This window comes from Streptomyces venezuelae (assembly GCF_008642315.1).
Lineage (GTDB): Bacteria > Actinomycetota > Actinomycetes > Streptomycetales > Streptomycetaceae > Streptomyces > Streptomyces venezuelae_D.
In genome coordinates this window covers 7,408,789-7,431,008 of record NZ_CP029192.1, presented here as the reverse complement: position 1 = coordinate 7,431,008, position 22,220 = coordinate 7,408,789, and the positions used below count along the sequence as shown (strand labels likewise).

At 71.3% G+C, this 22,220-nt stretch carries 20 protein-coding genes; 2 read left to right on the top strand and 18 right to left on the bottom strand.

Annotation, left to right across the window (positions count from 1 at the left end):
* Positions 1-62 precede the first annotated feature (62 nt).
* Together DEJ48_RS32865 and fmt are read right to left on the bottom strand one after the other, a co-directional pair.
* Positions 63-1,505, bottom strand: coding sequence for an RsmB/NOP family class I SAM-dependent RNA methyltransferase (locus tag DEJ48_RS32865; protein WP_150219783.1), 1,443 nt, complete (start codon positions 1,503-1,505; stop codon positions 63-65).
* A 67-nt stretch (positions 1,506-1,572) separates the two neighbouring features.
* The gene (gene fmt, locus DEJ48_RS32860) at positions 1,573-2,517 is read right to left on the bottom strand and encodes a methionyl-tRNA formyltransferase (RefSeq protein WP_150219782.1); all 945 of its coding nucleotides are present in this window, start codon (positions 2,515-2,517) and stop codon (positions 1,573-1,575) included.
* Between the two features lie 282 nt (positions 2,518-2,799).
* Here fmt and DEJ48_RS32855 point away from each other — a divergent pair, with 282 nt between their 5' ends.
* Positions 2,800-3,354 (top strand): hypothetical protein, encoded by a 555-nt coding sequence (locus DEJ48_RS32855; RefSeq protein ID WP_150219781.1) that lies wholly within the window; start codon positions 2,800-2,802, stop codon positions 3,352-3,354.
* 172 nt (positions 3,355-3,526) lie between these two features.
* Here the strand turns inward: DEJ48_RS32855 and DEJ48_RS32850 are convergent, their stop codons facing one another.
* The 14 genes from DEJ48_RS32850 to pyrR all read right to left on the bottom strand — a co-directional run bounded on the left by DEJ48_RS32850 (position 3,527) and on the right by pyrR (position 20,271).
* Positions 3,527-5,737 carry a primosomal protein N' gene (locus DEJ48_RS32850; protein WP_150219780.1) on the bottom strand — a complete coding sequence of 737 codons (2,211 nt, stop codon included), beginning with the start codon at positions 5,735-5,737 and terminating at the stop codon, positions 3,527-3,529.
* A gap of 112 nt (positions 5,738-5,849) precedes the next feature.
* The gene (gene metK / locus DEJ48_RS32845) at positions 5,850-7,058 is read right to left on the bottom strand and encodes a methionine adenosyltransferase (protein WP_150219779.1); all 1,209 of its coding nucleotides are present in this window, start codon (positions 7,056-7,058) and stop codon (positions 5,850-5,852) included.
* A gap of 335 nt (positions 7,059-7,393) precedes the next feature.
* Positions 7,394-8,638: a bifunctional phosphopantothenoylcysteine decarboxylase/phosphopantothenate--cysteine ligase CoaBC gene (gene coaBC, locus DEJ48_RS32840; RefSeq protein WP_150219778.1), complete on the bottom strand. Its 1,245-nt coding sequence runs from the start codon at positions 8,636-8,638 to the stop codon at positions 7,394-7,396.
* A gap of 57 nt (positions 8,639-8,695) precedes the next feature.
* Positions 8,696-8,968, bottom strand: a complete 273-nt coding sequence (rpoZ, locus tag DEJ48_RS32835; RefSeq protein ID WP_005319902.1) for a DNA-directed RNA polymerase subunit omega — start codon at positions 8,966-8,968, stop codon at positions 8,696-8,698.
* A gap of 60 nt (positions 8,969-9,028) precedes the next feature.
* Complete coding sequence (gene gmk / locus DEJ48_RS32830) at positions 9,029-9,622, bottom strand: guanylate kinase (RefSeq protein ID WP_150219777.1); 594 nt, start codon at positions 9,620-9,622, stop codon at positions 9,029-9,031.
* Positions 9,623-9,660: 38 nt separating this feature from the next.
* Positions 9,661-9,987 carry an integration host factor gene (locus DEJ48_RS32825; RefSeq protein WP_055564204.1) on the bottom strand — a complete coding sequence of 109 codons (327 nt, stop codon included), beginning with the start codon at positions 9,985-9,987 and terminating at the stop codon, positions 9,661-9,663.
* Between the two features lie 255 nt (positions 9,988-10,242).
* Positions 10,243-11,088: an orotidine-5'-phosphate decarboxylase gene (gene pyrF, locus DEJ48_RS32820; RefSeq protein WP_190537733.1), complete on the bottom strand. Its 846-nt coding sequence runs from the start codon at positions 11,086-11,088 to the stop codon at positions 10,243-10,245.
* On the bottom strand, positions 11,085-12,200 hold the full coding sequence (locus DEJ48_RS32815; protein WP_150219776.1) for a quinone-dependent dihydroorotate dehydrogenase: 1,116 nt from the start codon (positions 12,198-12,200) through the stop codon (positions 11,085-11,087). The genes pyrF and DEJ48_RS32815 overlap by 4 nt, the downstream gene beginning before the upstream one ends.
* Positions 12,201-12,280: 80 nt before the next feature.
* Positions 12,281-15,589 (bottom strand): carbamoyl-phosphate synthase large subunit, encoded by a 3,309-nt coding sequence (gene carB, locus DEJ48_RS32810; RefSeq protein WP_150219775.1) that lies wholly within the window; start codon positions 15,587-15,589, stop codon positions 12,281-12,283.
* Entirely contained in the window at positions 15,582-16,724 is a 1,143-nt protein-coding gene (carA, locus tag DEJ48_RS32805; RefSeq protein ID WP_150219774.1) for a glutamine-hydrolyzing carbamoyl-phosphate synthase small subunit, read from the bottom strand. Before carA ends, carB begins: the two co-directional genes overlap by 8 nt.
* Positions 16,721-17,347 (bottom strand): hypothetical protein, encoded by a 627-nt coding sequence (locus DEJ48_RS32800; RefSeq protein WP_150219773.1) that lies wholly within the window; start codon positions 17,345-17,347, stop codon positions 16,721-16,723. The genes carA and DEJ48_RS32800 overlap by 4 nt, the downstream gene beginning before the upstream one ends.
* Positions 17,344-18,630, bottom strand: coding sequence for a dihydroorotase (locus DEJ48_RS32795; protein ID WP_150219772.1), 1,287 nt, complete (start codon positions 18,628-18,630; stop codon positions 17,344-17,346). Before DEJ48_RS32795 ends, DEJ48_RS32800 begins: the two co-directional genes overlap by 4 nt.
* Positions 18,631-18,632: 2 nt before the next feature.
* Positions 18,633-19,613 carry an aspartate carbamoyltransferase catalytic subunit gene (locus DEJ48_RS32790; RefSeq protein ID WP_150182823.1) on the bottom strand — a complete coding sequence of 327 codons (981 nt, stop codon included), beginning with the start codon at positions 19,611-19,613 and terminating at the stop codon, positions 18,633-18,635.
* Positions 19,614-19,698: 85 nt separating this feature from the next.
* Entirely contained in the window at positions 19,699-20,271 is a 573-nt protein-coding gene (pyrR, locus tag DEJ48_RS32785; RefSeq protein ID WP_150219771.1) for a bifunctional pyr operon transcriptional regulator/uracil phosphoribosyltransferase PyrR, read from the bottom strand.
* A 224-nt stretch (positions 20,272-20,495) separates the two neighbouring features.
* On the opposite strand from pyrR, the gene bldD reads away from it, so the two are divergent.
* On the top strand, positions 20,496-20,996 hold the full coding sequence (gene bldD, locus DEJ48_RS32780; RefSeq protein ID WP_030787240.1) for a transcriptional regulator BldD: 501 nt from the start codon (positions 20,496-20,498) through the stop codon (positions 20,994-20,996).
* A gap of 194 nt (positions 20,997-21,190) precedes the next feature.
* On the opposite strand, the gene nusB is transcribed toward bldD, so the two are convergent.
* A complete protein-coding gene (nusB, locus tag DEJ48_RS32775; protein ID WP_150165597.1) occupies positions 21,191-21,625 on the bottom strand; it encodes a transcription antitermination factor NusB in 435 nt (144 codons plus the stop codon).
* A gap of 2 nt (positions 21,626-21,627) precedes the next feature.
* Positions 21,628-22,194 (bottom strand): elongation factor P, encoded by a 567-nt coding sequence (gene efp / locus DEJ48_RS32770; protein WP_055543676.1) that lies wholly within the window; start codon positions 22,192-22,194, stop codon positions 21,628-21,630.
* Between the last annotated feature and the right edge of the window lie 26 nt (positions 22,195-22,220).

Here is a 22,220-nt window from a genome sequence, read left to right as displayed (position 1 = left end):
GGCCGGGCGGTGCGCCGGATCAGACGATGCGGTCGGACGGCGCGATCAGACGGTGCGCCAGGTCAGGCGGTGCGCCGGATCAGCGCCAGGTACATCGCGTCCGTCCCGTGCAGATGCGGCCACAGCTGTACGTCGGGGCCGTCGCCCAGCGCCGGAACGCCCTGCATCAGCGGCCGCGCGTCGACGAGTTCGGCGCCGCCGCCGTGCTTGAGGACGTCGTCCACGACGGCCCGCGTCTCGGCGAGGTGCGGGGAGCACGTGGCGTACCCGACGATGCCGCCGACCCGCACCGACTCCAACGCGTTGCGCAGCAGCGCGCGCTGGAGCGGCGCGAAGCCGTCCAGGTCCTGCGGGCGGCGACGCCAGCGGGCCTCGGGGCGGCGGCGCAGGGCGCCGAGTCCCGTGCAGGGCACGTCCATCAGGACGCGGTCGAAGGTGCCGGGCCGCCACGGCGGGCGGGTGCCGTCGGCCGCGATGACCTGGTAGGGGCCGGGGTTCCCGGCGAGCGCCTGGGCGACGAGGCCGGCCCGGTGCGGCTGCTTCTCGGAGGCGAGCAGCGCGGCGCCGCGCTGGGCGGCGAGTCCGGCGAGCAGGGCCGCCTTGCCGCCGGGGCCCGCGCAGCCGTCGAGCCACTTCTCGTCGGGCCCGTCCAGCGGGGCGTTCGCGAGTGCGAGCGCGACCAGCTGGCTGCCCTCGTCCTGGACGCCCGCGCGCCCCTCGCGCACGGCCTCCAGGGAGCCGGGTTCGCCGCCCTCGCTGAGCCGCACGGCATACGGCGACCAGCGCCCGGGCAGCGCGGAGTCCTCGCCGACGGAGTCGAGGAGTTCGTCGGCGGTGGTGCGGCCGGGGCGCGCCACGAGCGTCACCTCGGGCCGCTCGTTGTCCGCCTCCAGCAGGTCCTCGATGCCGGCGCGGCCACCGCCGAGCGAGTCCCACAGCGCCGAGACGACCCAGCGCGGGTGGGAGTGGACGATGGCGAGGTGGTCCTCGGCGTCCTCGTCGTAGGGCGGCGCGACCTTCTCCACCCAGCCGTCGAGGTCGTCCTGGGAGACCTTGCGCAGCACGGCGTTGACGAACTTGGCGCGCCCGTCGCCGAGCACCACGCGGGCCAGCTCCACCGAGGCGGAGACGGCCGCGTGCGTCGGGATGCGCGTGCCGAGCAGCTGGTGCACGCCGAGGTTGAGCACGTCGAGGACCGGCGGGTCGACCTCGCGCAGCGGCCGGTCGATGCAGGCCGCGACGATCGCGTCGTACGTCCCCTGGCGGCGGAGCGTTCCGTAGACCAGCTCGGTGGCGAGCGCCGCGTCCCGCGTGTCGAAGTCGCCCTTGTCGCGCGCCTTCTTGAGGAGGGGCGGCAGGACGAGGTTGGCGTACGCGTCGCGCTCGTCGACCGCCCGCAGCGCCTCGAAGGCGAGGTAGCGGACGGGGTCCTTCTGGGGGCGGCGGTAGGGCTTGCCGGACTTCCCGGAAGGCTTGCGGGGTCGCCGGTTCGGCTGGTCGTTCAAAGGTGCTCCGCTGCTGAAATGGGTCCGAGTGCTGAAGTGGTCCGAGTGGGAATGGTTCCGAACCAACTCAGCCTACGTCGCCGCGCCCCATCCGCTCACCCGGGGCGATCCGGACCCCGCGTGCCCAGTCCGCTCCGCGCATCGGCTTCTTGCCCTGCGGCTGGACCCAGAGCAGCTCGACGGCGTGCGAACCGGAACCGACGTACACGTTGTTCTTCGCCGCGGAGATCTCACCGGGCGCGAGGTCGGTGCGGTCCTGGACGAGGCCGGCCTGGATGATCTTCAGCCGCTCGCCGCGGAAGACGGTCCAGGCGCCGGGCGCGGGGGTGCAGCCCCGCACGACACGGTCCACCCGCATCGCGGGCGCCGCCCAGTCCACCTGCGCGTCCTCGACGGTGATCTTCGGGGCGAGGGTGACGCCGTCGGCGGGCTGCGACACCGCCTGCAGGCTCCCGTCCTCGATGCCGTCCATCGTCGCGACCAGCAGGCCGGAGCCCGCGAACGCCAGGCGCGTGAGCAGGTCCCCGCTGGTGTCGGTGGGCCGCACCGCTTCGGTGACCGTGCCGTACACGGGCCCGGAGTCGAGGCCCTGCTCGATCAGGAAGGTGGAGGCGCCGGTGATCTCGTCGCCCGCCATCACCGCGTGCTGCACCGGCGCGGCGCCGCGCCACGCGGGCAGCAGCGAGAAGTGCAGGTTGACCCAGCCGCGGGCCGGGATGTCCAGGGCGGTCTTCGGCAGCAGCGCGCCGTACGCGACGACGGGGCAGCAGTCGGGGCCGATCTCGCGCAGCCGCGCCAGGAAGTCCTCGTCGCGCGGCTTGGCGGGCTTGAGCACCTCGATGCCGGCCTCCTCCGCGCGCTCCGCGACCGGGCTCGCGACGAGCCTGCGGCCCCGCCCCGCAGGCGCGTCCGGGCGGGTCACCACGGCGGCGACCTCGTGCCGGTCGGAGGCGATCAGGGCGTCCAGCGCGGGGACGGCGACCTCGGGAGTGCCGGCGAAGACAAGCTTCACTGAGGGGTACCTCGGATCTCTAATCAGTGGTGGTCAGTGGGTGGGGCGACGGCAGCACACCAGTCTATGGGCCGCGCGCGGACCCCGCCCGGGCCGGTCGTCCCCGCCTGCGGCGGCGCTCCCCACCGGGGGCGTACGAATCGCCGCGCGCCCTGTGCATATGCATATACGCCCCCGCACCGTGACCCCACACGAACTAGCGCGTTGGTCAAGAAAGAGTTGACCACAACGGGCCGCCGACGCGGCCCGATCCTTTTCAACGCCGGTTCGAGAGGCTTGTTCATGGCCGACCACGCAACCCACGACGCCCAGGCACGGGCCAGCCTGCACCTCCTGGTACGGGACATCGAGCGGGTCCGGCGGCAGGTGGACGCGCTGCGCACCCTCACCGCGCAGCTCGGCAACGTCTACCGCCCGCGCCGCTCCAGCCCGTCCGCGGGCTTCGTCGTGTACGGGCGGGCCCCCGCCCCGACCGTCCGTCTCGCCCAGGAACTCCGGGACAGCGTCGAGACGCTGGTCACCGCGGCGGTGGACTTCGACCGCTCGCTGGGGTTCTCGTGGGACGCGGTGGGCTCGGCCCTCGGCGTCACCAAGCAGGCGGTCCACCGCCGTTACGGCGCGCGACGGGCCACCACGCAGGCGGCGGCCGAGGCGGAGCGGGCCACGGAGACCCCGACGCCCGCGGTCACGTCGACGGCCACGCGTCCCCTCCCGGTCGGCGTCCCCCTGCCGTCCGTGCCCGCGGCCCGAACGATGCCGACCCAGCCGACGGCGGGCAGCCCCACCCTCCGCGACGAGCCGAGGCCGACGGCCTTCCCCGGTCCCCGCAACGGCTGACCCCGCCGCACACCCCGACGACCGCTGCCCTCTCGCTCCTCCGCCAAGGACGAGGGGGCAGCTTCATGGGGGCGGCGGCTTCATGGGGACCACCGTTGGGCTTCGTGCGGAGGTGAACGAACCCCGCGCGGGGGTGAACGAACCCCGTACGGAGGAACCGCTCAGAACCGGCTCACCCGATGTCCAACGGATCGACCCGCACCCGCACGGGCTCTCCCCCCGCCTCCCGCGCACCCTTCGCCCCCCGCGCCATCCGCGCCGCCTGCGCCGTCTTCAGCGAAGCGGCGAGAGCCGCCCCGCTGCCCGGCGGCACCCGGATCAGCACCCGCTCCCACGGCTCGGACGCGGGCGCCGCCCCCGCACCACGCCGCGACCCCCCGGAACCGGCCCCGCCGCCCCCGCCAGGACCGCCGGGACCTCCCGGCCCGCCACCCCGCACCGGAACCGGCCCCAACACCACCGCGTCCCCCGGCAGTTCCGCACCCGCCAGGAACTCCGCGAGCGCCTCGGACGGACCCGCCACCGCCGCCATGCGCGACACCGGCGGGAAGCCCAGCTCGGCGCGCTCCGCGAGTTCCCGCACCGCGTGGCCCACCGGGTCCCACCGCACCAGCGCCTGCACCGGCCGCAGGGTCGGCTCGGCCACGACCACCACCGTGCCGCCCACGCCCTGCGGACGGACCAGTGCCGCGGCACCGACCCACCGCCGCAGCGCGTCCTCGCCCGCCCGCAGGTCGGGCCGGCCAAGCATCGCCCAGCCGTCGAGCAGCAGGGCGGCCGCGTAACCGCCCTCGGCCACGGGCTCCGCACCCGGTGTGCTCACCACCAGCGCCGGCGCCCCCGGCACCGTGTCGAGAACCTGCTCGCGGCCCGACGTCCGCACCGGCACCGCGGGGAACGCCCGGCCCAGCTCCTCCGCGGTCCTGCGCGCCCCGACGACCTGTGCCCGCAGCCGGAACCCGCCGCAGGACTCGCAGTGCCAAGCGGCCTCCGCCACGCCGCACCAGCCGCACCGCAGGGCCGCCCCGCTCTCCTGCGCCTCCAGGGGCCCGGCGCAGTGGCGGCACCGTGCGGGCTCACGGCAGCGCTCGCAGGCGAGCCGCGGCACATACCCGCGCCGCGGCACCTGCACCAGGACGGGCCCGTGCTTCAGCCCCTCACGGGCGACCTGCCACGCCAGCGTCGGCAAGCGCGCGGCCCGCGCCGCCTCGTCCCGCGCGAGGTCCAGGTCGCCCACGGTCCGCACGAGCGGCGCGTTCCCCCGCACCTGCTCGCGGTCGGCGACGAGCGGCGCGGCCCACCCGCTCTCGACGAGTTGCGCCGCCTCGACCGTGCAACTCCAACTCCCGAGCAGGAAGCCGCACTTGTCCCGCGTGGCCCGCAGCTCCAACACTTCTCGCACATGCGGAAAAGGGGCCCGGTCGTCGCTGTGGTTGGAGTCCCCGTCGTCCCAGACGACGACGAGGCCCAGGTTCCGTACGGGCGCGAACATGGCGGCCCGGGTGCCGACGACGGCCCGCACGGTCCCGCGCCGCACGGCGAGCCACTCCTGGTAGCGCCGCTCCTGCCCGGCGTCGGCGGTGAGCAGCGCATGCTGCCCGGGGCCGAGCAGCTCGGTGAGCGCGGCGTCCACGCGCGCGGCGGGCCGCCCGGTCGGCACGACGACGAGCGCGCCCCGCCCGGAGGCGAGGGTGGCCTGGACGGCGCGGGCGATCTCCTCGGCCCACTGCGGCCCGGGCAACGCCGTCCACACGGCGCGGGGCGCGCCCCCCGAGGCGAGGGAGCGCAGGAACTCCGGCCCGTGCCCGTACCTCCCCCAGCTCCCCGGTTCGGGCGCGGCCGGCGGGGCGGGCGGCTCGGGAGCCGCCTTGGACTCGGCCCGCGCGTGCCGGGGCGGCACCGCGAGCTGCAGCACGTCGGCGAGACTGCCCGCGTACCGGTCGGCGACGGCCCTCGCCAGCTCCAGGAGCCCGGAGTCGAGCACCGGCTCCGGCGACACGACCTGCGCCAGCGCCGCAAGCGGCCCCGTGTACTCCGTCTCCGCGCACCGCTCGACGATGAACCCGTCGATCAGCCCGCCACCTTCACGCCGCCCCTCCCGCACGTTCCGCGACCCGGCCCCGAACCGCACCCGGACCCGCACCCCGGGCTGCGCCTCGGCGTCCAGCTCCTGCGGCACGGCGTAGTCGAAATAGCGGTCGAGGTGCAGCACACCCTTGTCCACGAGCACGCGCGCGACCGGCAGCTCCTTGGCCAGCGCGGCCCCCCGCCAGGTCCGGGGCTTGGCACGCGGCACCTTGGCCCTGCGCACCGACTCACGAATCAGCGCGAGCTGCTCCGGCTCCTCGGCTCCCCCGCCCTCGACCTCGTTCTCCCTGCTCACAGCTGCATTCCTACCAGACCGCACTGACACGGCCGCACGGCCGCAAAAACGCCGATGCCCGGCACCCCCGCAGGGGTACCGGGCATCGACAGTGACCGGGAGAGGGCGAGGACTACAGTCCCGCCGCCTTCCGCAGCGCCTCCACGCGGTCCGTGCGCTCCCACGTGAAGTCGGGGATCGCCCGGCCGAAGTGGCCGTACGCCGCGGTCTGCGAGTAGATCGGGCGGAGCAGGTCGAGGTCGCGGATGATCGCGGCCGGGCGCAGGTCGAAGACCTCGCCGATGGCCGTCTCGATCTTGTCCGTGTCGATCGTGGCCGTGCCGAACGTCTCGACGAAGAGGCCGACCGGCTCGGCCTTGCCGATCGCGTACGCGACCTGGACCTCGCAGCGGGCCGCGAGACCGGCGGCGACGACGTTCTTGGCGACCCAGCGCATCGCGTACGCGGCGGAGCGGTCGACCTTGGACGGGTCCTTGCCGGAGAAGGCGCCGCCGCCGTGGCGGGCCATGCCGCCGTACGTGTCGATGATGATCTTGCGGCCGGTGAGGCCGGCGTCGCCCATCGGGCCGCCGATCTCGAAGCGTCCGGTCGGGTTGACCAGCAGGCGGTAGCCCTCGGTCTCCAGCTTGATGCCGTCCTCGAGGAGCGCCTTCAGCTCGGGCTCGACGACGAACTCGCGGATGTCGGGGGCCAGGAGCGAGTCCAGGTCGATGTCCGACGCGTGCTGCGAGGAGACGACGACCGTGTCGAGACGGACGGCCTTGTCGCCGTCGTACTCGATGGTGACCTGGGTCTTGCCGTCGGGGCGCAGGTACGGGATGGTCCCGTTCTTGCGCACCTCGGAGAGGCGGCGCGAGAGGCGGTGCGCGAGGTGGATCGGGAGCGGCATGAGCTCCGGGGTCTCGTCGCAGGCATAGCCGAACATGAGGCCCTGGTCGCCCGCGCCCTGCTTGTCGAGCTCGTCCTCGTCGCCCTCGACACGCTTCTCGTACGCCGTGTCGACGCCCTGCGCGATGTCGGGGGACTGCGAGCCGATGGACACCGAGACGCCACAGGAGGCGCCGTCGAAGCCCTTCTTCGAGGAGTCGTAACCGATCTCGAGGATCTTGTCGCGCACGAGCTGCGCGATCGGCGCGTACGCCTTCGTCGTGACCTCACCGGCCACGTGGACGAGGCCCGTGGTGATCAGCGTTTCCACGGCGACCCGGGAGGTCGGGTCCTCCCGCAGAAGCGCGTCGAGAATGGTGTCGCTGATCTGGTCAGCGATCTTGTCGGGGTGACCCTCGGTCACAGACTCCGAGGTGAAGAGGCGCCGGGACACATCGCTCCCTGTGGTTGCAGCGGCTGCTGGCTGATCATGGGTGGACGGCCGGGAGCTGCGCCCGGCGTCGTCCGAGACCAGTTTATCGGTCACACTCGGCCGCCGGACCACATGTCTCGCCACTTGGGAGCCCTGTGACCTGCGACACTGCCTTGCGCGGTACGACGATCGGCCCCCACCGGGAATCCTCGTGCCCGATTTTGGGCGGGTTTGAGGCGCCCGATGAGGCGAAGATGACATTGAGCCCTGCCTGTGGACACCCCGTCAAGACAAGCGCTCGAATATGGCCGAGTTCCGGATGGTGAGACGGGGAGCACACACAGAGCCGCGTGGCGTCAGGAGAGGCGCTGGGCGACCAGGTCCCAGACGGTGTCGGCGAGGGCTTCCTTGGGACCGTACGGCACCGGTGTCTCGCTGCCGTCCGCGCCCAGCACGACGGCCTCGTTCTCCTCGGAGCCGAAGGTCTTGCGCTCGCCGACCTCGTTGACCACCAGCAGGTCGCAGCCCTTGCGGGCGAGCTTGGCGCGGCCGTTGGCCAGTACGTCGTCCGTCTCCGCGGCGAAGCCGACGATCACCTGGCCCGCGCGGGGCCTCTCCCCCGCGATCTCGGCGAGGACGTCGGGGTTGCGGACCAGCGCGATGGGCGCGGGCTCCTGGCCGTCCTTCTTCTTGATCTTCCCTGTGGCGTACGTCTCGGGGCGGAAGTCGGCCACGGCGGCCGCCATGACCACCGCGTCGGCGTCGGCGGAGGCCTTCACGACGGCCTCGCGCAGCTGCACGGCGGTGCCGACCGGCACGACGTCGACGCCCGCCGGGTCGGGCAGCGCCGCGTTGGCGGCCACGAGCGTGACACGGGCGCCGCGGGCGGCGGCGCTGCGGGCCAGCGCGTAGCCCTGCTTGCCCGAGGAGCGGTTGCCGAGGAAGCGGACCGGGTCGAGCGGCTCACGGGTGCCGCCGGCGCTGACGACGACGTGGCGGCCCGCGAGGTCCTGGGCCAGGTCCTTGCGCGCGAGGACGCGGCGTACGACCTCGAAGAGCTCGACGGGGTCCGGGAAGCGGCCCTTGCCGGTGTCGACGCCGGTGAGCCGGCCGACCGCGGGCTCGACGACGAGCGCGCCGCGGCGCCGCAGCGTGGCCACGTTCTCCTGGGTGGCGGGGTGCTCCCACATCTCGGTGTGCATGGCGGGGGCGAAGACCACCGGACAGCGGGCCGTCAGGAGCGTGTTGGTGAGCAGGTCGTCGGCGAGTCCGTGGGCCGCCTTGGCGAGCATGTCGGCGGTGGCGGGGGCGACGATCACGAGGTCGGCGTGCTGGCCGATGCGGACGTGCGGCACCTCGTGGACGTCGGACCAGACCTCGGTGGAGACGGGGTGGCCGGAGAGCGCGGACCAGGTAGCGGCGCCCACGAAGTGCAGCGCCGACGCGGTCGGCACGACGCGCACGTCATGGCCGGACTCGGTGAGCCGCCGCAGCAGCTCGCACGCCTTGTAGGCGGCGATGCCGCCGCTGACCCCCAGGACTACCTTCGGCTTCTCGGCCACTGCCACTGTCTCCCCGCACTCGGATGCGTACTGCTCCATGACACACCACAGGCCCGGCAGTCGTACTGCCGGGCCTGTGGTGAAGGTACGAAACGCTTACTGCGCCGGGCCCTCGATGGCCTCGGACGTCAGCAGGCCCGCGTTGATCTCGCGGAGCGCGATCGAGAGCGGCTTCTCGTGGACGTGCGTGTCCACCAGGGGGCCGACGTACTCCAGGAGGCCCTCACCGAGCTGCGAGTAGTACGCGTTGATCTGGCGCGCGCGCTTGGCGGCGTAGATCACGAGGCTGTACTTCGAGTCGGTGGCTTCGAGCAGCTCATCAATCGGCGGGTTGATGATGCCCTCGGGCGCGGTGATGGAAGAGGACACTCTCTGCCTTCCGATGGGGTCAAGTGATGTCAGGACCAGAAGTCGAGACACTGTTAAAGATCAAAGAACTTTCATCAAGGCTAGCAGCTCACGGGCCACGTCCTCGACTGAGGTATTGACCAGCGTCGTATCGAACTCGGCTTCGGCGGCGAGCTCCACCTTGGCGGCTTCGAGCCTGCGCTCGATCACCTCGGGCGCCTCGGTTCCGCGGCCGGTGAGGCGGCGGACCAGTTCGTCCCAGCTCGGCGGGGCGAGGAAGACGAGCTGGGCCTCGGGCATCGACTCGCGCACCAGGCGAGCGCCCTGCAGGTCGATCTCCAGGAGGACGGGCTCGCCCGCGTCGAGGCGGTCGAGGACGGCGCGGCGCGGCGTTCCGTAGCGGTTGCCCGCGAATTCGGCCCACTCCAGGAGCTCGCCGTTGGCGATGAGCTTGTCCATCTCGTCGTCGGAGACGAAGAAGTACTGGACACCGTGCTTCTCACCCGGCCGCGGCTTGCGGGTGGTGGCCGAGACCGAGAGCCAGACCTCGGGGTGTTCTTTGCGCATATGAGCGACGACCGTGCTCTTGCCGACCCCGGAGGGGCCGGAGAGCACGGTCAGCCGCGGACGTACGTCCGGGGGCACGGGGGTCGTCCCCCGGGATGTTGCAGCCATGCAGCGATTATCCAGGTTCTCAGGAGTGCCTGAGAACATCAGCCGGCGGCACCCCCACCGAACTCTCGCTCGAGCGACGCGATCTGGTTGGAGCCGAGACCGCGCACACGGCGGCTCTCGGAGATGCCAAGACGCTCCATGATCTGCTTGGCACGGACCTTGCCCACGCCCGGCAGGGACTCCAGGAGGGCGGAGACCTTCATCTTGCCGATGACATCGTTCTCCTGGCCCTGCTTGATGACCTCGTGAAGCGAGGCACCGGAGTGCTTGAGTCGATTCTTGACCTCGGCCCGCTCCCGGCGAGCCGCGGCGGCCTTTTCGAGCGCGGCTGCGCGCTGTTCAGGGGTAAGGGGCGGAAGAGCCACGCCTACGTCACCTCGGATGTCGAACTGTCGGATACGGACCGGTGAGGAACCTAGTCGCCCCACACCTGGTGAGCAACGTGCAACGCACTTGCCCGTTCGCTCTCGTCGGAGACTAGCGGGCATGGCCGCCGGAGTCAGCGAGAACAGACGAAAAGTCCTGGTCAGCCTGCGCCGAGCCGTACATATCGGGCATTTCTCCCCGGTTTTGGCCGGGGAACCGTCAAGGAAACATAAGGACGGGCCCCGTCGCCCCGCTCAGCGCGGGTCGACAGCCGCCCTGATCTCGTCCGCGAAGCGCGTCGCGGAGTCCCGCAGGGCCGTGACGTCGGGCCCGTGGCGCAGCACTCCGCGGCTGACGTTCGGGACGACGTCGCGCACCGCCGCGCCGAACACCGAGGGAAGGTCGGCCGGGGTCGCGCCCTGGGCACCGATGCCGGGGGCGAGCAGCGGGCCGTTGATCGCCAGGTCGTACGAGGACAGGTCCCCGAGCGTGGCGCCGACGACCGCCCCGAAGGAGCCGAGGGGCTCCGCACCGGCGTTCTCGGCGGCGAGGTGGCCGAGGATCGTGGCGCCGACCGTGCGGCCGTCCTCGCGCACCGCGTGCTGCACCTCGGCGCCCTCGGGGTTGGAGGTGAGGGCGAGCACGAAGAGCCCGGCGCCGTTCTCCCGCGCGAGGTCGACGGCCGGCTTCAGGGAGCCGTAGCCGAGGTAGGGCGAGACGGTGAGCGCGTCGCTGAACAGCGGCGAGTCCTTGTGCAGGAAGGTCTCGGCGTACGCCGCCATGGTCGAGCCGATGTCGCCGCGCTTGGCGTCCATGACGGTCAGGGCGCCGGCCGCCCGCAGTTCCTCGACGGCCTTCTCCAGGACGGCGATGCCGCGCGACCCGAAGCGCTCGAAGAACGCGCTCTGCGGCTTGAACACCGCGACGGTCCCGGCGAGCGCCTCCACGACGGTCCGCGTGAACCGCTCCAGGCCCGCGATGTCGTCGTTCAGGCCCCATGCGCTCAGGAGCGAGGCGTGCGGGTCGATGCCGACGCACAGGGGGCCGCGCTCGTCCATGGCGTGGCGCAGGCGCGTGCCGAAGGGCTCCAGGGGGCTCATGCGGTGACCTCGGGCTTCTTGACGTCGGCGCCGACCGCGTCGGCGAGGGTGGCGTACGGGCTCGTGCGCAGGCGCGCGGCGAGGCCCTTGTGGATGGCGCGGCCCCAGAAGGGCCCTTCGTAGATGAAGGCGCTGTAGCCCTGGACGAGGGTGGCGCCCGCGAGGATGCGCTGCCAGGCGTCCTCGGCGTTCTCGATGCCGCCGACGCCCACGAGCGTGATCCGGTCGCCCACGCGCGCGTAGAGGCGCCTGAGGACCTCCAGGGAGCGCTCCTTGAGGGGCGCGCCCGACAGGCCGCCGGTCTCTCCGTAGAGGGCGGGGTCGGAGGCCAGGCCGAGGCTCTCGCGGGCGATCGTCGTGTTCGTGGCGATGATGCCGTCGAGACCGAGCTCGACGGCGAGGTCGGCGACGGCGTCGATGTCCTCGTCGGCCAGGTCCGGTGCGATCTTGACGAGCAGCGGGACGCGGCGGCCCTCGACGCTGCGGTCGGCGGCCTCGCGCACGGCGGTCAGGAGGGGGCGCAGCGACTCGGTGGCCTGGAGGTTGCGCAGGCCCGGCGTGTTCGGGGACGAGACGTTGACGACGAGGTAGTCGGCGTGGCGGGCGAGCCGCTCGGTCGACTTCACGTAGTCGGCGGCCGCCTCCTCCTCGGGGACGACCTTGGTCTTGCCGATGTTCACGCCGACGACGGTCGTGAAGACGGGCGTACGGGACGCCAGGCGCTCCGCCACGGCCGCGGAGCCCTCGTTGTTGAAGCCCATGCGGTTGATCAGCGCACGGTCCGGGACGAGACGGAAGAGGCGCTTCTTGGGGTTGCCGGGCTGGGGTTCGCCGGTGACCGTGCCGATCTCGATGTGGTCGAAGCCGAGCATCGACATGCCGTCGATCGCGACGGCGTTCTTGTCGAAGCCGGCGGCGAGCCCGAAGGGGCCGTGCATCCGCAGCCCGAAGGCCTCGGTGCGCAGTTCCTTGTGGCGGGGCGCGAGGACAGCCGCGACGAAGGTGCGCAGCACGGGGATACGGGCCGCGAGGCGGATCCAGCGGAAGGCCATGTAGTGGGCCTGCTCGGGGTCCATGCGCTTGAAGACGAGGTTGAAGAACAGCTTGTACATAGGGGTCCTCAGGGAGCTCAACGTGCTCGGGGTGCTCACCAGAAGGGGGACACCGTTTTCGGTGTCCCCCTTGTGGGCTGCTAGTCGCGGGTCGCGGTCAGGTGTTCCGCGTGTTCCTGGAGCGATCGGACGCCCACGCCGCCGTGGTTCAGCGCGTCGATGCCCTGGACGGCCGCGGCCAGCGCCTGGACGGTCGTCAGGCACGGCACGGAGCGCGAGACGGCGGCCGTGCGGATCTCGTAGCCGTCGAGGCGGCCACCGGTGCCGTACGGGGTGTTGACGATAAGGTCGACGCCGCCGTCGTGGATGAGCTGGACGATGGTCTTCTCGCCGTTCGGGCCCTCGCCCTCGGACTGCTTGCGCACGACCGTGGCGTTGATGCCGTTGCGCTTGAGGACCTCGGCCGTGCCGGACGTGGCGAACAGCTCGAAGCCGTGCGCGACCAGTTCACGCGCCGGGAAGATCATCGAGCGCTTGTCGCGGTTGGCGACGGAGATGAAGGCGCGGCCCTTGGTCGGCAGCGGGCCGTAGGCGCCGGCCTGCGACTTGGCGTACGCGGTGCCGAACACCGAGTCGATGCCCATGACCTCGCCCGTGGAGCGCATCTCCGGGCCGAGGACGGTGTCGACCCCCGCGCCGTGGATGTCGCGGAAGCGCGACCACGGCATGACGGCCTCCTTGACGGAGATCGGCGCGTCCATGGGGAGCGTGCCGCCGTCGCCGACGGCCGGGAGCATGCCCTCGGCGCGCAGCTCGGCGACGGTCGCGCCGAGCGAGATGCGCGCGGCGGCCTTGGCCAGCGGCACCGCGGTCGCCTTCGAGGTGAAGGGGACGGTGCGCGAGGCACGCGGGTTGGCCTCGAGGACGTAGAGGATGTCGCCCGCCATGGCGAACTGGATGTTGATCAGTCCGCGCACGCCGACGCCCTTGGCGATGCCCTCCGTGGAGGCGCGCAGGCGCTTGATGTCGAAGCCGCCGAGGGTGATCGGGGGCAGCGCGCACGCCGAGTCGCCGGAGTGGATGCCGGCTTCCTCGATGTGCTCCATGACGCCGCCGAGGTAGAGCTCCTCGCCGTCGTAGAGCGCGTCGACGTCGATCTCGATGGCGTCGTCCAGGAAGCGGTCGACGAGGACCGGCCGCGAGGGGCTGATCTCGGTCGACTCCTCGATGTACGCGGAGAGGCGGGTCTCGTCGTAGACGATCTCCATGCCGCGGCCGCCGAGCACGTAGGACGGGCGGACCAGGACGGGGTAGCCGATCTCGTCGGCGATCGCCTTGGCCTCCGCGAACGTCGTGGCGGTGCCGTGCTTGGGCGCGGGGAGGCCGGCCTCGGCGAGCACGCGGCCGAAGGCGCCGCGGTCCTCGGCGGCGTGGATGGCCTCGGGCGAGGTGCCGACGACCGGCACGCCGTTGTCCTTGAGGGCCTGCGCGAGGCCGAGCGGGGTCTGGCCGCCGAGCTGGACGATGACGCCCGCGATGGGGCCGGCCTGCGCCTCGGCGTCGACGATCTCCAGGACGTCCTCGAGCGTGAGCGGCTCGAAGTACAGGCGGTCGGAGGTGTCGTAGTCCGTCGAGACGGTCTCGGGGTTGCAGTTGACCATCACGGTCTCGTAGCCCGCGTCGCTGAGCGCGAAGGAGGCGTGGACGCAGGAGTAGTCGAACTCGATGCCCTGGCCGATGCGGTTCGGGCCCGAGCCGAGGATGATCACCGCGGGCTTCTCGCGCGGCGCGACCTCGCTCTCCTCGTCGTACGAGGAGTAGAAGTACGGGGTCTTCGCGGCGAACTCGGCGGCGCAGGTGTCGACCGTCTTGTAGACCGGGCGGACGCCCAGGGCCTGGCGCACCTCGCGCACCACGTCCTCGCGCAGGCCGCGGATCTCGGCGATCTGGGCGTCGGAGAAGCCGTGCCGCTTGGCCTCGGCCAGCACGTCGGCGTCCAGGCGCTCGGTGGCGGCGAGCTCGTCCGCGATCTCCTTGATCAGGAAGAGCTGGTCGACGAACCAGGGGTCGATCTTCGTCGCGTCGAAGACCTCCTCGGGCGTGGCGCCCGCGCGGATGGCCTGCATGACGGAGTTGATGCGGCCGTCGGTGGGGCGCACCGCCTCGCGCAGCAGTTCGACCTTGTCGCCGGGCTCGCCGACGAAGGTGAACTGCGAGCCCTTCTTCTCCAGGGAGCGCAGCGCCTTCTGGAGCGCCTCGGTGAAGTTGCGGCCGATGGCCATGGCCTCGCCGACCGACTTCATGGTGGTCGTCAGGGTCGAGTCCGCCGAGGGGAACTTCTCGAAGGCGAAACGCGGGGCCTTGACCACCACGTAGTCGAGGGTCGGCTCGAAGGAGGCCGGGGTCTTCTCGGTGATGTCGTTCGGGATCTCGTCCAGCGTGTAGCCGACGGCCAGCTTGGCGGCGATCTTCGCGATCGGGAAGCCGGTGGCCTTGGAGGCGAGCGCGGAGGACCGGGACACGCGCGGGTTCATCTCGATGACGATGACCCGGCCGTCCTCGGGGTTCACCGCGAACTGGATGTTGCAGCCGCCGGTGTCGACGCCGACCTCGCGGATGATCGCGATGCCGACGTCACGCAGGATCTGGTACTCGCGGTCGGTCAGCGTCATCGCGGGCGCGACGGTGATCGAGTCGCCCGTGTGGACGCCCATCGGGTCGAAGTTCTCGATGGAGCAGACGACCACGACGTTGTCGTTCTTGTCGCGCATCAGCTCCAGCTCGTACTCCTTCCAGCCGAGGATGGACTCCTCCAGGAGCACTTCAGTGGTCGGCGAGAGGGTGAGGCCCTGGCCCGCGATGCGGCGCAGCTCTTCCTCGTTGTGCGCGAAGCCGGAGCCCGCGCCACCCATGGTGAAGGAGGGGCGGACGACCACGGGGTAGCCGCCGAGCTCGTCGACGCCCTTGAGGACGTCGTCCATGGAGTGGCAGATGTACGAGCGGGCGGACTCGCCGTGCCCGATCTTCTTCTTGACCTCTTCGACCACACCCTTGAAGAGGTCGCGGTCCTCGCCCTTGTTGATGGCCTCGACGTTGGCGCCGATGAGCTCGACGCCGTACTTCTCGAGGACGCCCTGCTCGTGCATGGAGATGGCCGTGTTGAGGGCCGTCTGGCCGCCCAGGGTGGGCAGCAGCGCGTCGGGGCGCTCCTTGGCGATGATCTTCTCGACGAACTCCGGGGTGATCGGCTCGACGTACGTGGCGTCGGCGATCTCCGGGTCGGTCATGATCGTCGCCGGGTTGGAGTTGACGAGGATGACGCGCAGGCCCTCGGATTTGAGGACGCGGCACGCCTGGGTGCCGGAGTAGTCGAACTCGGCGGCCTGGCCGATGACGATCGGGCCGGAGCCGATGACCAGGACGGACTGGATATCGGAGCGCTTAGGCACGCTGGCCCTCCATCAGGGTTACGAAGCGGTCGAAGAGGTACGCGGCGTCGTGCGGGCCGGCGGCCGCTTCGGGGTGGTACTGGACGGAGAAGGCCGGCTGGTCGAGCAGTTGCAGGCCTTCCACCACGTTGTCGTTGAGGCAGACGTGGGAGACCTCGGCGCGGCCGAAGGGGGTCTCGGCGGCCTTGTCGAGGGGCGCGTCGACGGCGAAGCCGTGGTTGTGCGCGGTGACCTCGACCTTGCCGGTGGTGCGGTCCTGCACCGGCTGGTTGATGCCGCGGTGGCCGTACTTCAGCTTGTACGTGCCGAAGCCGAGGGCGCGGCCGAGGATCTGGTTGCCGAAGCAGATGCCGAACAGCGGCGTCTTCCGCTTGAGGACGGCGGTCATGAGCGCGACGGGGCCTTCGGCGGTGGCCGGGTCGCCGGGGCCGTTGGAGAAGAAGACTCCGTCGGGGGCGACGGCGTACACGTCCTCCTCGGTGGCCGTGGCGGGCAGCACGTGGACCTCGATGCCGCGCTCGGCCATGCGGTGCGGGGTCATGCCCTTGATGCCGAGGTCGATGGCGGCGACGGTGAACCGCTTCTCGCCGATCGCGGGGACGACGTAGGCCTCCTTGGTGGCGACCTCCTCGTACAGGCTCGCGCCCTTCATCTGGGGCTGGGCCTTGACGCGCTCGACCAGCTCGGCGTCGGCGGGCAGCGTCTCGCCGGAGAAGATGCCGGAGCGCATGGAGCCGCTCTCGCGCAGGTGGCGGGTGAGGGCGCGGGTGTCGATGCCGCTGATGCCGACGATGTTCTGGGCGGCCAGCTCGTCGTCGAGGGAGCGCTTTGCGCGCCAGTTCGAGGGGATGCGGGCGGGGTCGCGGACCACGTAGCCGGAGACCCAGATGCGGCCCGACTCGTCGTCCTCGTCGTTCCAGCCCGTGTTGCCGATCTGCGGGGCGGTGGCGACCACGATCTGGCGGTCGTACGAGGGGTCGGTCAGGGTCTCCTGGTAACCGGTCATGCCGGTGGAGAACACCGCTTCGCCGAAGGTCTCCCCCACGGCCCCGTAGGCGCGACCGCGGAAGGTGCGGCCGTCCTCCAGGACGAGTACGGCGGGAACCTTGCTGGCTCCCCTGGTGGAGGTCGTCATCGTGCGGTGCCTTCCGTAGTGCTGTTCTTGTCGATCATGTTGTTGAGTGCCTCGACCCACTCCGCCTGCTCGGCGGCGTGGTCCGAGCGGAAGCCGGAGTCGAGCAGCTTGCCGCCGTGTTCCCACGTGACGATCAGGAGACCGCCCTCCGTGAGGACCTTGCCGGCGATGCCCTTGTCGAGACGGGCCTCGCGCAGCTGCGCGACCGGGATGAAGAAGTCGGTCGCGCCGGGGCGCACGACGTCCAGGCCCGTGTCGGTGAGCGTCAGCTCGACGCGGCTGCGGGTGCCGAGGCCGTGCGCCACGATGCGGTCCAGCCACTGTCCTGCCGTGGTCGACCCGTGGTACCTGCCGCTCAGCTCAAGTCTCGCCGGACCCTGCTCGCCCGGCATTCCAGGCAGTGTCGGCTTGCCGTCTCCGTCAAGGGCGGTGGTGGGAGACGGGCGGGCGGGCAGCTCGGGCAGGTCGCTCTGGAGCGTGCCGCGCCACTTCCAGCCCTCGCGCATCAGCCAGTAGACGAGCGCGATGAAGAGCAGCAGCCCCACGACCCAGCCGAGGCGCGCGGCCCAGTCGGTCACCTCCGCCGACTCCTTGTCGGCGGCCAGTTCCAGAAGTGATGTCACGTGAGCTTCCCGTCGACGAGCGTGGCCCGACCCCGGAGCCACGTGTGCGTGACGCGGCCCGGCAGCTCACGGCCCTCGTAGGGCGTGTTGCGGCTGCGCGAGGCGAAGCCCGCGGGGTCCACTGCCCCACGGTAATCGGCGTCGACCAGGACGAGGTTCGCGGGCTCACCTGCCGAGACGGGACGCCCGTGACCGGCGGCGCCGCCGATCGCGGCGGGCTTGAAGGACATCCGGTCGGCGACGGCCTCCCAGGTGAGCAGGCCGGTCTCGACCATCGTCTGCTGCACCACGGAGAGTGCGGTCTCCAGGCCGACCATGCCCATGGCGGCCGCGGCCCACTCGCAGTCCTTGTCCTCGTGCGGGTGCGGGGCGTGGTCGGTGGCGACGATGTCGATCGTGCCGTCGGCAAGGGCCTCGCGCAGCGCCATCACGTCGCGTTCGGTGCGCAGCGGCGGGTTGACCTTGTAGACGGGGTTGTAGGAGCGCACCAGCTCATCCGTGAGGAGGAGGTGGTGGGGGGTGACCTCGGCGGTGACGTCGATGCCGCGGGACTTGGCCCAGCGCACGATCTCGACCGACCCGGCGGTCGACAGGTGGCAGATGTGCACCCTGGAGCCCACGTGCTCGGCGAGCAGCACGTCACGCGCGATGATCGACTCCTCGGCGACGGCGGGCCAGCCGCCGAGGCCCAGCTCGGCGGAGACGACGCCTTCGTTCATCTGGGCGCCCTCGGTGAGCCGCGGCTCCTGCGCGTGCTGGGCGACGACGCCGCCGAAGGCCTTCACGTACTCCAGGGCGCGGCGCATGATCACGGCGTCGTCGACGCACTTGCCGTCGTCGGAGAAGACGGTGACCCCGGCGGCGGACTCGTGCATGGCGCCGAGCTCGGCGAGCTTCTTGCCCTCCAGGCCGACGGTGACGGCGCCGATGGGCTGCACGTCGCAGTAGCCGGACTCCTTGCCGAGCCGGTAGACCTGCTCGACGACGCCGGCGGTGTCGGCGACGGGGAAGGTGTTGGCCATGGCGAACACGGCGGTGTAGCCACCGGAGGCGGCGGCGCGCGTGCCGGTGAGGACGGTCTCGGAGTCCTCGCGGCCCGGCTCGCGCAGGTGGGTGTGGAGGTCCACGAGGCCCGGCAGGAGCACCTTGCCGTCGGCCTCGACGACCTCGGCGCCCTCCGCGGAGAGCCCAGCGCCGACGGCCTCGATCGTCTCGCCGTCGATCAGGACGTCCTGCGCCTCGCCGCCGAGCACCTTCGCACCACGAATCAGGATCTTGCTCATGCTTACTTGCTCTCCTCGGAACGGGTGTGGGTGACGGCGGGCTCGTTGCCGCCCAGAAGCAGATAGAGGACGGCCATGCGGATGGAGACGCCGTTGGCGACCTGCTCGACGACCGTGCAGCGGTCGGAGTCGGCGACCTCGGCGGTGATCTCCATACCGCGGACCATCGGTCCCGGGTGCATGACGATGGCGTGCTCGGGCATCTTCGCCATGCGCTCGCCGTCCAGGCCGTAGCGCCGGGAGTACTCGCGCTCGGTGGGGAAGAACGCGGCGTTCATGCGCTCGCGCTGCACGCGCAGCATCATCACGGCGTCGGACTTGGGCAGCACCCGGTCCAGGTCGTAGCTGACCTCGCAGGGCCACTGCTCGACGCCGACCGGCACGAGGGTCGGCGGGGCGACGAGGGTGACCTCGGCGCCGAGGGTGTGCAGCAGGTCGACGTTGGAGCGGGCGACGCGGCTGTGCAGGATGTCGCCGACGAGGGTGATGTGCTTGCCCGCCAGGTCCTGGCCGAGGCCGGCGTCGGGGCCGACGAGGCGGCGCCGCATGGTGAAGGCGTCGAGCAGGGCCTGGGTGGGGTGCTGGTGGGTGCCGTCGCCCGCGTTGATGACGGCGGCGTCGATCCAGCCGGAGGTCGCCAGGCGGTAGGGCGCACCGGAGGCGCCGTGCCGGATGACGACCGCGTCGACGCCCATCGCCTCCAGGGTCTGCGCGGTGTCCTTCAGGGACTCGCCCTTGGAGACGCTGGAGCCCTTGGCGGCGAAGTTGATGACGTCGGCGGAGAGGCGCTTCTCGGCGGCCTCGAAGGAGATCCGGGTCCGGGTCGAGTCCTCGAAGAAGAGGTTGACCACGGTGCGGCCGCGCAGGGCGGGCAGCTTCTTGATCGGCCGGTCGGCGACGCGCGCCATTTCCTCGGCCGTGTCGAGGATGAGGACGGCGTCGTCGCGGGAGAGGTCGGCGGCCGAGATGAGGTGTCGCATCATCTGCGTGTACTCCGGTGTGTGGAGGTCTGCGGGCGCGCGGGCGCACAGGGGTGTGCCCCTGGGCCCGTGAGGGAGGAAACCGGTCTTACGCGGAGGCGGGCTTGGCGCCGAGCAGCACGGCGTCGCGGCCGTCCTCCTCGGCGAGCTGCACCTTGACCGTCTCCCGCAGCGACGTGGGGAGGTTCTTGCCCACGTAGTCGGCACGGATGGGCAGTTCGCGGTGGCCGCGGTCGACGAGGACGGCGAGCTGCACCGCGCGGGGGCGGCCGATGTCGTTCAGCGCGTCGAGGGCGGCGCGGATGGTGCGGCCGGAGAAGAGCACGTCGTCGACGAGGACGACCAGGCGGCCGTCGATGCCGTCACCGGGGATGTCGGTGCGGGCCAGCGCGCGCGGGGGGTGCATGCGCAGGTCGTCGCGGTACATGGTGATGTCGAGGGAGCCGACCGGGATCGTGCGGCCGGTGATCTCTTCGAGCTTCTCGGCGAGCCTGCGGGCGAGGAAGACGCCACGGGTGGGGATGCCGAGGAGGACCACGTCGTCGGCGCCCTTGGCGCGTTCGACGATCTCGTGGGCGATGCGGGTCATTACCCGCGCGATGTCCGGGCCCTCGAGTACGGGGCGCGCGACAGCGGAGTCTTTGGTGTCCTGCGTGTCCATATGAAACGGACCTCCTTCTCCGCCTCACGGGACGGACTTTAAAGGACGTCGAAATTGCGCCAGCCAGACTACCAGCACTTACGACCGGGCACGTCATCGGCCTCCACCGAAGGGGCGGTAAGGACCTCTCGGCTTGACGCAGGCAAGTAACGCTGCGTAACCTCACAGTGAGTTACCAGCCACGCGGCGGAGCCGCCTGATTGTCGCAGCGTCCGGGGAGCTATATGTCCAGCGAATACGCCAAGCAGCTCGGGGCCAAGCTCCGCGCGATCCGTACCCAGCAGGGCCTTTCCCTCCACGGAGTCGAGGAGAAGTCCCAGGGACGCTGGAAGGCGGTCGTCGTGGGGTCGTACGAGCGCGGCGACCGTGCCGTGACCGTGCAGCGCCTCGCCGAGCTGGCGGACTTCTACGGCGTCCCGGTCCAGGAGCTCCTGCCCGGTACGGCGCCCGGTGGCGCCGCTGAGCCGCCGCCGAAGCTCGTCCTCGACCTGGAGCGTCTTGCCCACGTCCCGCAGGAGAAGGCGGGCCCGCTGCAGCGGTATGCCGCCACGATCCAGTCGCAGCGCGGTGATTACAACGGCAAGGTCCTCTCGATCCGCCAGGACGACCTGCGCACCCTCGCCGTGATCTATGACCAGTCCCCCTCGGTCCTGACCGAGCAGCTGATCAGCTGGGGCGTCCTGGACGCGGACGCGCGCCGCGCCGTCGCCCACGAAGAGGTCTGAGCCCGCCGCGGGAGACTTCAGCAGAAACGTACCGCCGGGGTGCGGTGGCCGAATGGCTGCCGCACCCCGGCGGTTTTCTCTGTGTTTCCCGGAACCGAATAGCCGCACACCGGGCGCAGAAAAGTCGGAGGGCCCGCAGCGTATTGCTGCGGGCCCTCCGGATGACGATGCCGAGGCTTTACGCCCCGCCTGCTCTACGCCTCGTCGCGGCGCAGGGACGGCTTCAGGTCCTTGAAGCGTCCGAGCAGACCGTTGACGAAGGACGGCGACTCGTCCGTGGAGAACTCCTTGGCGAGCTGGACCGCCTCGTCGAGCACCACCGCGTCGGGCGTGGCGTCGACCCAGACGAGTTCGTAGGCCCCGAGCCGCAGGATGTTGCGGTCGACGACCGGCATGCGGTCCAGGGTCCATCCGACGGCGTACTGCGCGATGAGTTCGTCGATGCGGCGCTCATGCTCCGCGTACCCCTCGACGAGCTCCATCGTGTACTCGCTCACCGGCGGCTGCCGGGTGTCGGACCGCGAGTGGCGCACCCAGTCCGCGAGGACCGTCAGGACGTCGGTACCGCGCTGGTCTGCCTCGAAGAGGATCTGGAAGGCGCGCTTGCGGGCCGTGTTACGAGCAGCCACGGTTAGCTGTTCACCCGGCCGAGGTAGCCGCTGTCACGGGTGTCGACCTTGATCTTCTCGCCCGTGGTGATGAAGAGCGGGACCTGGATCTGGTGGCCGGTCTCCAGCGTGGCGGGCTTGGTGCCGCCCGTGGAGCGGTCGCCCTGGACGCCCGGCTCGGTCTCCTGGATGACCAGCTCGACGGCGGCGGGGAGCTCGACGTAGAGCACCTCGCCCTCGTGCTGGGCGACGGAGGCGGTGAAGCCCTCGATCAGGAAGTTGGCGGCGTCACCGACGGCCTTGCGGTCGACGTGCAGCTGGTCGTAGGTCTCCATGTCCATGAAGACGAAGTAGTCGCCGTCCATGTAGGAGAACTGCATGTCGCGCTTGTCGATCGTGGCCGTGTCGACCTTGACGCCGGCGTTGAACGTCTTGTCGACGACCTTGCCGGAGAGCACGTTCTTGAGCTTGGTGCGCACGAAGGCCGGGCCCTTGCCGGGCTTGACGTGCTGGAACTCGACGACGGACCAGAGCTGGCCGCCTTCGAGCTTGAGCACCAGGCCGTTCTTGAGGTCGTTCGTGGAAGCCACGGTTGCGGAATCTCCTGCACTGACTG

Bases quoted from the DNA above. Each gene is read 5' to 3' on its own strand.
- carA (WP_150219774.1), bottom strand. From the start codon at position 16,724: ATGACGACCTCCACCAGGGGAGCCAGCAAGGTTCCCGCCGTACTCGTC.
- bldD (WP_030787240.1), top strand. From the start codon at position 20,496: ATGTCCAGCGAATACGCCAAGCAGCTCGGGGCCAAGCTCCGCGCGATC.
- coaBC (WP_150219778.1), bottom strand. From the start codon at position 8,638: ATGGAGCAGTACGCATCCGAGTGCGGGGAGACAGTGGCAGTGGCCGAG.
- pyrR (WP_150219771.1), bottom strand. From the start codon at position 20,271: ATGGACACGCAGGACACCAAAGACTCCGCTGTCGCGCGCCCCGTACTC.
- DEJ48_RS32815 (WP_150219776.1), bottom strand. From the start codon at position 12,200: ATGTACAAGCTGTTCTTCAACCTCGTCTTCAAGCGCATGGACCCCGAG.
- DEJ48_RS32795 (WP_150219772.1), bottom strand. From the start codon at position 18,630: ATGAGCAAGATCCTGATTCGTGGTGCGAAGGTGCTCGGCGGCGAGGCG.
- gmk (WP_150219777.1), bottom strand. From the start codon at position 9,622: ATGGCTGCAACATCCCGGGGGACGACCCCCGTGCCCCCGGACGTACGT.
- DEJ48_RS32790 (WP_150182823.1), bottom strand. From the start codon at position 19,613: ATGATGCGACACCTCATCTCGGCCGCCGACCTCTCCCGCGACGACGCC.
- pyrF (WP_190537733.1), bottom strand. From the start codon at position 11,088: ATGAGCCCCCTGGAGCCCTTCGGCACGCGCCTGCGCCACGCCATGGAC.
- DEJ48_RS32855 (WP_150219781.1), top strand. From the start codon at position 2,800: ATGGCCGACCACGCAACCCACGACGCCCAGGCACGGGCCAGCCTGCAC.